The organism is Pseudomonas sp. UFMG81 (genome assembly GCF_015354575.1).
Taxonomy (GTDB): Bacteria; Pseudomonadota; Gammaproteobacteria; order Pseudomonadales; family Pseudomonadaceae; genus Aquipseudomonas.
In genome coordinates this window covers 266,446-277,680 of the sequence record NZ_JACAFQ010000002.1, presented here as the reverse complement: position 1 = coordinate 277,680, position 11,235 = coordinate 266,446, and the positions used below count along the sequence as shown (strand labels likewise).

Genomic DNA, 11,235 nt, shown 5'->3' with positions numbered 1-11,235 from the left:
TGGCAAAGAACACTGCCGCCTTTTTTAAGATTTCACGCTCCATCTTGAGCTCAGCGATTTCGGCTCGTAACCGCGCTAGTTCGCTGTCTTCCTTGGTGATGGTTTTACGCTCGGGAGAGCTCAGCGGCAGGCCTTTACGCGTAGCATCAACCCAGTTGTCGAGCGTTTTGACGGACATCTCAAGCTGACGTGCAGCTTCAGTTCTGCCAACGCTTTCGGCTAGAGCTACGGCTTGCGTTTTGAACTCATCGGTGTAGTTGCGGCGAGTACGTGGGTACATGGCGACCTCCAAGAGAACGATGTAAGTATCGCTTCTTGGCGTCCGTTGTCAGGGGACAGGCCCAATGAGCCTTTTCTCAAGAAATAGCGGGAAATTCCTAAAAGTGAGTAGGACCAATCCATACACGGCCTTGTTATTTTAAACGCTGCACTTTTCTCAAGACATGCGCCAAGGCGCGGGATGGATGTAAGCGCCAATGCCTCAGTAACCGTGCAGCTCCCGGAACGGCTGGCTCTTGTGGTAACTGATCCACTCTTCCACGTCGTACGGCAGGTACAACTGGCGCCGTGCCCGTGACAGGGCGATGTATACGGCGCAGATGCGTGCATCGAAGGCGTAGGCATCCTTGAAGCGGTTGGTACTCATCAGCTCGGGGGTCAGCAGTACCTGATCGAACTCCAGGCCGCCGGCCTCCTGCGCTTGCATCAGCATGAGACTGGCGCGCTGCTCGGCGACACGCGCTGCCAGCACGGTGAGATCGGCCAGCTTGAAACCGGCCTGCAACCGCGCCTCGACCCACAGGAACGAGGCGTCGAAACGCTCGGACTCGCGTACCTGCTGCCAATCGAGCAGGTGCGCGAAATACGGATGCGGGCCTTCGGCATCCTGCAAAGGACCTTGAAACGCCGCCCGGAAGAGGCTGATCGCGGTGGCCATGAAGCGGCGCATGTCGGGCCAGTCGGGGAACCTCAGCAGGCAGGCAGACTCGCCCAGTTCCATCGCCCAGCGCATGCTGTCCCAGCGCGAGGCGGTCAGCACCACGCAGCCTTCGGGTGGGATGAAGCCCTGGGGGAAGTGTTCGATGCCGACATCGACGCTGCGCGCTGCCTCGAAGGCGACCTTGGATTTCTGCGAATGCACGTCGATCAGCGGGTTGATCAGCCGCTCGACCTTGGGCCCCGAGCGCACGGCGAAAGCGATGTCCTTGTGCCGCACCTGCCGCTCGCGGCGCACCACCGCACCGTCGGCTTTCTGGTATTCGTCGCCCAAGGTGATCAGCACCTGGCGCCCGCGCTCGATCACTTGCAGCAGCGCTGCGGGCACATCCTGGCTCTCGTCGATGACGACATGGCTGAACCGCGCGGGTACACCGCAGCCGGCCAGGCTGGCGCGCTTGATCAGCAGCAGCGCCTCGAAACCGGTCTGCGCGCCCCACGCGGGGTGCCCTTCCAGATAGCGCCACAGGCGACTGGCGTACTCCAGCAGCACCTGGGCATCGAGGTTCGACAGCGCCTGGCGGAAGAACGGCAGGTGGCGGCTGGACAGGCTGTAGTCGCGCGACTCGCAGTAGCTGTGCAGCACTTCCAGGCAGATATCCAGCGCATGCCCGGCGTCGTACTGGCGCAGCCCGACAATGCCCAGCTCCTCGGCCAGCCGTTGCTTGCCTGGGCCGCGCGCCGCCGCCCGCGAGGAGACTGGCTGGGCATCCTTGAGCAGCGCCTTGGCGAACTGGCCAAAGGTCATGCCGACCTTGGCCTGCGGGTCCAGCCCCATGCGCTGGCGCAGCGTAGCCAGCTTGGCCGGGGTGCGCGCCAGGGGCAGCACCTTGCCACGCGGCAGGCAGTCCATCAGCGCGCCGAGCAGGTAGCTTTTGCCGATGCCGGCATAGCCTTGCACGTGCAGGTCTTCGTCCAGGTTGGCGCGCACCACCTTGAGCAGCTTGTCCTGTTCGACAGTGAGCCAGCGCTCCCGGTCGAACCCCGTCACCACCCGCTGGCTGAACGGGTTGTCGTCATGATGGCGACGGATGCGGAAGTCGAAATCCCATTTGCCGTCGGCCAGCAGGTACGCCCGTTGCTGCACCTCTTCGGCACCGAGCAGGCGCAACCCGGAACCCTTGATCACTTCGAGGCCGAAATACAGCTTGCGCGCATCGAACAGCCGGCGCGCCTCAGACAGCAGGCTCACCTGGGCCGAATGGCGCCCGTCGACGGCCCATGCCAGCAGGCGGCCCAGCACCTTTTCCGCGGCCTGCGCATCGACCTTGCCACCCTGGGCCAGGTTCTGGATCACCAGCAGGGCCGCCAGCTCAGGCTCGCACAGGGCGTCCAGCGCAGGCGCGCCCTCGGCCTGCAGCAAGCCTTGGCAGACCTCGGCGCAGATCGGCAGGTAGACAGGGCGGGAGAAGTCGAAGTGTTCGGGTTGCATGTTCGCTCTAGGTCCGGGCGGCAGGGGTCACTCGAGGTTGCACGGGCTGACGTGCAGGTCGAACTGGTAGGCACCCAGCGAACCTGCCATGCCACCTGGGTGGCTGGCGCCCGGTTCTGAATCGTCGAGCACGCCATCGAGTTCGTGCAAGGCCAGTTCGAGCAACTTGCGCAGGTCGCGCGCATTCTGCGCCGACACGTTCAGGCGTAGCTCGAGTGCCGCGCCGGTGTCGGGTTGCGCTACAACCGTCGTCGCCTCGCCGAGAATACGCTCATGCTCTTCTTCCATCTGGTCGAGCACCTGCGACAGCTCCAGCACCCGCTCGGGGTGGTTGGCCATCTGGTCCTTGATTTCCAGGCGGCGCAGCTGCCATTCCCGGATCTTGTGACGGGTGAGGTCGTCGACATGTTCCACGATCGCTATCTCCTGGCCGAACGAACTGACACGCGGACAGACATGATAAGGCGCCGCGAGGGATTGTGCAGGGGCAAAGGCTTGCAGAGGGGTAAAGAAAGGTGACAGGCGGGGTGCGAACGCTGGGCGGCGTGGAAAAAGCCTACGCCCAAAATGGAGGCGGCCCCACCAGCCACACCCCGGCACTCGATGTTCCCGCTATGGCTGCTCCCTTCCGGGCCTGACCAGGTTAACGGGTAATCAATGCGGGGGGACCGATGGGGCCACCACGACGGCTCGCCATGCGACGAGCCGCGCCATTGTACAGCGCCAGCGCGAAGTTACAACCTCTGCCTGAGAAAAAACCATCATTTCTCAAGGACTTGTGGTGACCTCATCGCGGGCAAGCACGCTCACACAGGGGCCTGGTGTCCTGTGGGGGCGGGCTTGCCCGCGAATAAGTCGTCGGATTCAGAGCTCGATACCCTGCCCGGCCATGAAGGCGACGAATTGCTCCTCGTCCAGCACCTTGACCCCCAGTTCGTTGGCCTTGGCCAGCTTGGAGCCGGCACCGGGGCCGGCGACCACGCAGTGGGTCTTGCCGGACACCGAGCCGGCCACCTTGGCGCCCAGGCTCTCCAGCTTGTCCTTGGCGACATCGCGGCTCATGCGCTCCAGGGTGCCGGTGAGCACCCAGGTCTGACCCGCCAACGGCAAGCCTTCGGCAGCTTTCTTCTCGCACGACCAGTGCATGCCGAAGNCCAGCAGCTGGGCTTCGATGGCGCGGGCCAGGCGCTGGTTGGCCTCGTCCTTGAAGAACTCGCGCACGCCCTCGGCCTGCTTGGTATTCAGCGCCTGGCGCAGGTCGATGCCGTCGGCAGCGATGATCTTGTCCAGGGTGCCCAGCTTATCCACCAGTTTCTCGGCGCCGGTCGGGCCGACCGAAGGGATGTCGAGCTTGGCGAGCATCCCGGCAAGGGTGGTGCTGGCGGCGAACTCGGCGCCCAGGTCGCCTTCGTCTTGCAGTTGCATGCCGCTGGCCAGCAGCTGCGCGATCACTTCGCGGTTGTGTTCGTCCTCGAAGAAGTTGTGGATCTCGAAGGCGACCTCCAGACCGATGTCCGGCAGGTAGGTAAGTACCTGCGGCAGGGCAACTTGTACCCGCGCCAGGCTACCCAGCGAGCGGGCCAGGACCTTGGCGGTCTCCTCGCCGACATCGGGGATGCCCAGGGCGTAGATGAAGCGAGCCAGGGTCGGGCGCTTGCTGGCCTCGATGGCAGCCAGCAGCTTGTTGCTGGAAACCTCGGCAAAGCCCTCCAGGCCGACGATCTGTTCGAATTGCAGCGTGTACAGGTCGGCCGGCGAGCGGATCAGGCCCTCGTCGACCAACTGCTCGACGCTCTTCTCGCCCAGGCCATCGATGTCCATGGCGCGGCGCGACACGTAGTGGATGATCGCCTGCTTGAGCTGGGCGGCGCAGCTCAGGCGCCCTACGCAGCGATACACCGCACCCTCGCTGGTGGTTTCCTTGCCCTTGCTGCGCTTGACCAGCTGGGTGCGCTCGACCTGCGAGCCGCACACCGGGCATTCGCTGGGCACCTGCACTGGGCGTGCACCTTCTGGGCGGCGCTCAAGCACCACCTGCGTCACCTGCGGGATCACATCGCCGGCGCGGCGGATGATCACCGTATCGCCAATGCGCAGGCCCAGCCGGGCGATCTCGTCCATGTTGTGCAGGGTGGCGTTGGACACCGTGACCCCAGCCACTTTCACCGGCTTCAGCCGGGCAACGGGGGTCACCGCCCCGGTACGGCCAACCTGGAACTCGACGTCGAGCACTTCGGTGAGTTCTTCCATGGCCGGGAACTTGTGGGCGATCGCCCAGCGCGGTTCACGGGCGCGGAAGCCCAGTTCGCGCTGGGAGGCCAGGCTGTTGACCTTGAACACCACGCCGTCGATCTCGTAGGGCAAGTCATTGCGCCGGGCGCCGATGTCGCGGTAGTAGGCCAGGCATTCTTCGATGCCGGCGGCGCGCCGTAGCTCGCGGCTGATCGGCAGGCCCCAGGCCTTGAGTTTTTCGAGGATGCCGATATGGCTGTCACCAAACGGCTCGGAGACCTGGCCCACCCCATAGCAGCAGAACTCCAGCGGGCGGCTGGCGGTGATCTTCGAGTCCAGCTGACGCAGGCTGCCGGCCGCGGCGTTGCGCGGGTTGGCGAAGGTCTTGCCACCGGCCTCGGCCTGGGCGGCATTGAGGCGGTCGAAGCCCGCCTTGCTCATGTACACCTCGCCACGCACCTCGAGCAGCGCTGGCCAGCCTTCACCCTGCAGTTTCAGCGGGATATTGCGCACCGTGCGCACGTTGGCACTGATGTCTTCGCCGGTGGTGCCATCGCCACGGGTAGCCCCCTGGACCAGTTGGCCGTCACGGTACAGCAGGCTGACCGCCAGGCCGTCGAGCTTTGGTTCGCAGCTATAGTCCACGGCGGCCTGGGTGGCGAACAGGTCGCCAGCCGGCAGGTCGAGGCCTTCGACCACGCGGCGGTCGAAATCGCGCAGGTCGTCTTCTTCGAAGGCGTTGCCCAGGCTGAGCATGGGCACTTCGTGACGCACCTGGCTGAACGCCGCCAGGGCCGCGCCGCCGACACGCTGGGTGGGTGAGTCGGGGGTCACCAGGTGCGGGTGTTCGGCTTCCAGCGCCTTGAGCTCGTTGAACAGCCGGTCGTATTCGGCATCGGGCACGCTGGGCTCGTCGAGCACGTAGTAGCGGTAGTTGTGCTGGTCGAGCTCGGCGCGCAGTTCGTGGATTCGGGATTCGGCGTTCATCTTTCTCTTCTCTTGCAAAGCAAAAGAGCAGCCCCAGGCTGCTCTTTTGCTTGAATCATCGCGGCGCGGACCGAGGCGGGATCCGACCGCGGGGCTGGATCAGCGTTTTTGCGTCAGCGCGCGGCGCTCGAACTCGACGATGCGCTGGCGGTAGTGCTCGATGGTCTGGGCGGTGAGCACGCTGCGCTGGTCATCCTTGAGCTCGCCATTGAGCTCGTGGGCCAGCTTGCGCGCGGCGGCGACCATCACGTCGAAGGCTTGCTTGGGGTGACGCGGGCCTGGCAGGCCCAGGAAGAAGCTCACCGCGCGGGTGCTGAAGTGGTCGATGTCGTCCAGGTCGAACACGCCGGGCTTGACCGCGTTGGCCATGGAGAACAGCACTTCGCCGTGGCCGGCCATGCTTTCGTGGCGGTGGAAGATGTCCATTTCGCCGAAACGCAGGCCGCTTTCCAGGATGTTCTGCAACAAGGCCGGGCCCTTGAAGCCGCCTTCGTCGCGAGAAATTACGCTGATCACCAGGACTTCTTCCGCCGGTGGCAGCTCCTTGGCGGGGGTGCTGGCGGCGAAACCGCTGTTGCGATTGCTGTCGGCAGCCAGTGGCTCATCGCTGTCGGCGAACAGGTCGGGCTCGCGCTCGGCGGCCAGGTTGAGGTCGCCCTGCTGCGGTTCGCTGTGGTTGCGCTTGCCGCGCTTGGGCTGCTTGGCCGGCTTCGGCTCGCGTTCACGTTCGCGCGCGGGCGCGCTGAGCGAAGGCAGGTCGGTCTCGTCCAGCTCGGGCTCTTTGTGTGTTTCCAGCACCCGCGAAGGGCCGAGCACCTCAGCGCCGCCCTCTTCGTCCGGAGCGTTGGCGTAGCTACGATCCAGACGGAACTTCAACTTGCCCTTGCCGCCGCGCATGCGGCGCCAGCCGTCGAAAAGAATACCGGCGATGACAATGATGCCGATGACGATCAGCCACTCGCGCAGACCGATTTCCATGTAATCCCGTGCCTCTAAGAAAAATATGCTTGAAAACAAAGGCTTCAAAGGCCTTTAACACGTGGCGCCAACTCTATGTTCTGACAGGCGTTTTACCCACGCAAAAACAAGTGACGTAAAGCTAGCACGACCAAAGGCAACTTTACACCGTCTGTCGCACCTGCTGGGCTTTTTGCCTGCATGTTCACACCCTGAACGGGCTCGTCAGGCGTCGACCATGGCCATGGCCTCCTCCACGTCGACGGCGACCAGACGCGAGCAACCCGGTTCGTGCATGGTCACCCCCATCAATTGATCGGCCATTTCCATGGCAATCTTGTTGTGGGTGATGTAGATGAATTGCACACTTTCGCTCATTTCCTTGACCAGGCGGGCGTAGCGCCCGACGTTGGCGTCGTCCAGCGGTGCGTCGACTTCGTCGAGCATGCAGAACGGCGCCGGGTTCAGTTTGAAGATGGCGAACACCAGGGCGAGGGCGGTCAACGCTTTCTCGCCACCGGACAGCAGATGGATGGTGCTGTTCTTCTTGCCCGGGGGGCGCGCCATGATCGTCACCCCTGTATCGAGTAGATCTTCGCCCGTCAGTTCCAGATAAGCGCTGCCACCGCCGAAAACTTTCGGGAAAAGTGCCTGTAATCCGGCATTTATCTGATCAAAGGTATCCTTGAAGCGGTTGCGGGTTTCCTTGTCGATCTTGCGAATGACGTTTTCCAGGGTCTCCAGTGCCTCGACCAGGTCGGCGTCCTGGGCGTCGAGATAGCGCTTGCGCTCGGACTGCTGCTCGTACTCTTCGATGGCCGCCAGGTTGATCGCGCCCAGGCGCTGGATGCGGGCTTCGAGCTGCTCCAGTTCCTGCTCGGTGCCCTGCTCGCTGGCCTCGGCGCCGAGGGTGGCGAGCACGCCTTGCAAGTCGTAGCCGTCGGCGAGCAACTGCTCCTGCAAGGTCTTGCGGCGCACATCCAGGCCTTGCGACTCCAGGCGCTGCTGCTCCAGCTGGCCGCGCAACAGTTGCGACTGCTGCTCGGCCTGGGTGCGCCGGCGCTCGGCATCGCGCAGTTCGCGGTCGGCTTCATCCATGTGCAGCCGGGCCTGGCGCATTTCCTCATCGACGCTCATGCGCCGTTCAAGCAGCTCTTCGAGCTTCAGGCGCAGCTCTTCTTGTGGTGCCTCGCCCTCTTCCAGGTTCAGGCTCAGCTGCTCCTGGCGCTCGCTCAGGCGCGCGGCCTGTTGCTCCAGGCGTTCGAGGGCCTGACGGGTGGAATCGTGCTGGGCGCGTAGCGAGCCCAGGCGAACCGCCAACTGGTGGGCGTGATCCTTGTGCTGGCGGGCCTCCTGGCGGATGCGGTCGAGGCCTTCGCGCAGGGTGTCGCGACGGGCCATGAGTTGCTCGCGCTGCTCGGTGTCCTGGGCCATCAGGTCGAGGGCGTCCTGCAACAGCAGGCGCGCTTCACCCAGTTGCTCGTGTTCTACGGCGCGCTGTTCCTGCAGCTCGGCCAGTTCCTCTTCCAGGCGGCGGCGGCGCAGCTCGAGCTGTTCGGCGCGGGCTTGGCCGGCGGACAGGCGTGCCTTGAGTTCGCCGTGCTGGCGGTTTTCATCCTGGCTGCGGCGGCGCAACTGCTCGCGCTGCTCTTCCAGGTCGAGTTGCTGCTCGCGCAGGCGTTGCAACTGTTCTTCCAGTTGCTCCAGCTGCGCCTGCTGCTCAAGCTGCTCCTGGCCCAGGCGTTCGATTTCCTGGCCGCGGGCCAGCACACCACCCTGGGACTCACCGCCACGGCTGACCCGCAGGAAGTGCCGGCCAACCCAATAGCCGTCACGGCTGACCAGGCTCTGGCCGTCGGCCAGCGTCGGACGCAGCGCCAGCGCCTGCTCCAGGCTTTCCACCGGCTTGACCTGACCGAGCCAAGGCGACAGGTCGGCTCGACCTTCGACCTTGTCGAGCAGGCTGCCGGCCACCCGCGCGCCCTCACCTGCGCCCATCAGCAGGCGCAGTTCGCCTTGCTCCAGCGCAGCGAAGTCAAGGTTGTCGAAGCTGTCCAGCAGCACGGCCTGCAGGTCGGCACCCAGCACGGTCTCCACCGCCAGTTCCCAACCGGCCTCGACGCGCAGGCCCTCGGCCAGGCGCGGCCGCTGCGCCAACCCCTGCGCGCCCAGCCAGTCGGCAGCCCCGGCACCCGGCTCCAGCGCGGCCTGTTGCAGCGCCTCGAGCGAGGCCAGGCGGCCGCCCAGACGTTGCAGGTCGCCCTGCTGTTGCTGTTGCGCCTGGCTGGCCTGCTGCAACTGGTCGCGCAGGCTTTCCAGCAACTCGATCACTTGTTGCTCTTGCAGCTGCAATTCGTCGAGCAACATTTCGCTGCCGGCCAGCTGCTCAGAGAGCTCGAGCATGTCGTGCTCCTGCGGGTCGGCGCCGAGCTGGTCGTTTTCCTCACCCAGCTTGCGCTGGCGTTCGGCCAACCGCTCGAGGCTGGCCTCAAGCTGGGCCTGGCGCGTTTGCTGCACTTCGGCCTGGCGGCGCGGCTCGGCGGAGCGGGTGTTGAACGTGTCCCACTGTTCCTGCCAGCCGTGCATGCCCTGCTCGGCTTCTTCCAGCGTGGCGGCGGCTTCCTCGGCGGCGGCCAGGGTCAATTCCTGCTCGGGCTCGAGCATCGCCAGCTCTTCACCGAGGGTGGCCAGCAGGGTACGGTCGTGGCCCAGGTGCGACTCGGTTTCCAGGCGCGTACGTTCGGCTTCCTTCAGATCGTCGTGCAACTGGCGCAAGCGCTGCTGGCCATGCTGGATGCTCTGCTCGACGCGGGCGATGTCGCCGGCCACCGAATAGAAGCGCCCTTGCACCTGGTTGAAACGCTCGGACAACTCGTGGTGGCCATCGCGCAGGCGTTCGATGCTGGCGTCCGCATTGCGCTGCTCGGCCACCAGCGCCTCGAAGGCGATTTCCTGATCACCAATGACGCTTTCGCGCTGGCGCACGCGCTCATCCAGGTCGCGCCAACGCAAGGCTGAGAGTTGCGCCTTGAGCTGGCGCTCCTGGGCCTTGTACTCGCGGTATTTCTCGGCGGCCTGGGCCTGGCGGTGCAGGCGTTCGAGCTGGCGCTCCAGCTCTTCGCGCAGGTCGGTCAGGCGCGCGAGGTTCTCCTGGGTGCGGCGGATGCGGTTCTCGGTCTCACGGCGGCGCTCCTTGTACTTGGAGATGCCCGCCGCCTCCTCGATGAAGTTGCGCAGTTCTTCGGGCTTGGCCTCGATCAGCTTGCTGATCATGCCTTGTTCAATGATCGAGTAGCTGCGCGGCCCCAGGCCGGTTCCGAGGAAAATGTCGGTGATGTCACGCCGACGGCACTTGGTGCCGTTGAGGTAGTAGGTGTTCTGCGCGTCGCGGGTAACCTTGCGACGGATCGAAATCTCGGCGTAGGCGGCGTACTCGCCGACCAGCGTATTGTCGCTGTTGTCGAACACCAGTTCGATGCTCGCCTGGCTGACCGGTTTGCGACTGGTGGAGCCATTGAAGATGACGTCGGTCATCGACTCGCCGCGCAGATTCTTGGCCGAGCTTTCGCCCATCACCCAGCGCACCGCGTCGATGATGTTGGACTTGCCACAGCCGTTGGGGCCGACCACGGCCGCCATGTTGCTGGGGAAGTTGACGGTGGTCGGGTCGACGAACGACTTGAACCCGGCCAGGCGGATGCACTTCAGGCGCATCGGTCAGACACGCGCCAGCGCCGCCAGCACCAGTTCGCAACTGCGCTGGCAATAGGCGGCGAGCACCTCGCGGATGCACGGCTGGTCGCGGGCGACCACGGCTTCGAGCAAGCGGGCGAACAGGTTGAGGTAGTCGACCATGTTGGCCTGACGCTGGTCGAGGGCGAGGTAGTAGGCACGGCTCATGGCCGGCTGCAGGTTCTCGACGGTTTCCTGAAGGTAGGGGTTGTTGGCGAACGGGTAGGCAGCGCGCATCACCGCGAAACTGTCGGCAACGAAGGCCTTGATGTCCTGGCTGGCATGGGCCTGCGCCAGGCGCTGCTGGATCTCCAGGAATGGGCGCAGATCGGCCTCGGTGCGCCAATGCAGGGCGACGGCGTTGCCCAGCAGGATGTAGAACTCGCTCATCAGGGCGCACAGGCTGCGCACGCTGTTCTCGTCCAGCTCGGTTACATGGGCACCGCGCCGGGGCAGGATCGCCACCAGGTGGCGGCGTTCGAGAATCAGCAGCGCCTCGCGCACCGAACCACGGCTGACGTTGAGGGCCTGGGTGACTTTCTGCTCCTGGATGCGTTCGCCGGGCGCGAGTTCGCCGCGGATGATCCGCTCGGCCAGGTAGTGGGCAATCTGCTCGGAGAGGCTGTCCGGCGCCTTGAACGTCATGGTTTTCCTTCGAAACTTAAGTCGCTGTGCACAAGCGCGCGATTGTAGCGCACTTGCCCGCCACTCGCGCAGCGGGAGCGCGTGCTTTCTGCGACTGCCGGGCAACTTTCCTACACGGCGCGAACTATGCTTGGGAAAAGGCTGATGAGGCAGTTCGGAAGGCATTTGAGCGCTTTCTTGACCTTTGAGTCAGAAATTTATTGACCACAACGTCAAGCGTTGCTTAGAGTCCGCCCGAACAACAATAAAACCAT

The 11,235-nt window shown here is 64.6% G+C and carries 7 protein-coding genes and 1 other RNA gene; all 8 read right to left on the bottom strand.

The features are described 5' to 3' along the window. Positions 1 to 280: transposase (locus IX761_RS03035; protein ID WP_194787856.1), on the bottom strand; the 280-nt coding region annotated here is incomplete at its 3' end. A 201-nt stretch (positions 281 to 481) separates the two neighbouring features. Next, a complete protein-coding gene (locus IX761_RS03030) occupies positions 482 to 2,428 on the bottom strand; it encodes a hypothetical protein (RefSeq protein ID WP_194788154.1) in 1,947 nt (648 codons plus the stop codon). 27 nt (positions 2,429 to 2,455) lie between these two features. After that, positions 2,456 to 2,842 carry a hypothetical protein gene (locus tag IX761_RS03025; protein ID WP_194788152.1) on the bottom strand — a complete coding sequence of 129 codons (387 nt, stop codon included), beginning with the start codon at positions 2,840 to 2,842 and terminating at the stop codon, positions 2,456 to 2,458. A 163-nt stretch (positions 2,843 to 3,005) separates the two neighbouring features. Continuing rightward, positions 3,006 to 3,102, bottom strand: an RNA gene (ffs, locus tag IX761_RS03020) — signal recognition particle sRNA small type. Positions 3,103 to 3,292: 190 nt separating this feature from the next. Then, on the bottom strand, positions 3,293 to 5,647 hold the full coding sequence (gene ligA, locus IX761_RS03015) for an NAD-dependent DNA ligase LigA (protein ID WP_194788150.1): 2,355 nt from the start codon (positions 5,645 to 5,647) through the stop codon (positions 3,293 to 3,295). A gap of 99 nt (positions 5,648 to 5,746) precedes the next feature. After that, positions 5,747 to 6,625, bottom strand: coding sequence for a cell division protein ZipA (gene zipA / locus IX761_RS03010; RefSeq protein ID WP_194788146.1), 879 nt, complete (start codon positions 6,623 to 6,625; stop codon positions 5,747 to 5,749). A 204-nt stretch (positions 6,626 to 6,829) separates the two neighbouring features. After that, positions 6,830 to 10,318, bottom strand: coding sequence for a chromosome segregation protein SMC (gene smc / locus IX761_RS03005; protein ID WP_194788143.1), 3,489 nt, complete (start codon positions 10,316 to 10,318; stop codon positions 6,830 to 6,832). Positions 10,319 to 10,321: 3 nt separating this feature from the next. Beyond that, the gene (locus IX761_RS03000; RefSeq protein ID WP_194788138.1) at positions 10,322 to 10,981 is read right to left on the bottom strand and encodes a GntR family transcriptional regulator; all 660 of its coding nucleotides are present in this window, start codon (positions 10,979 to 10,981) and stop codon (positions 10,322 to 10,324) included. Positions 10,982 to 11,235: the final 254 nt, after the last annotated feature.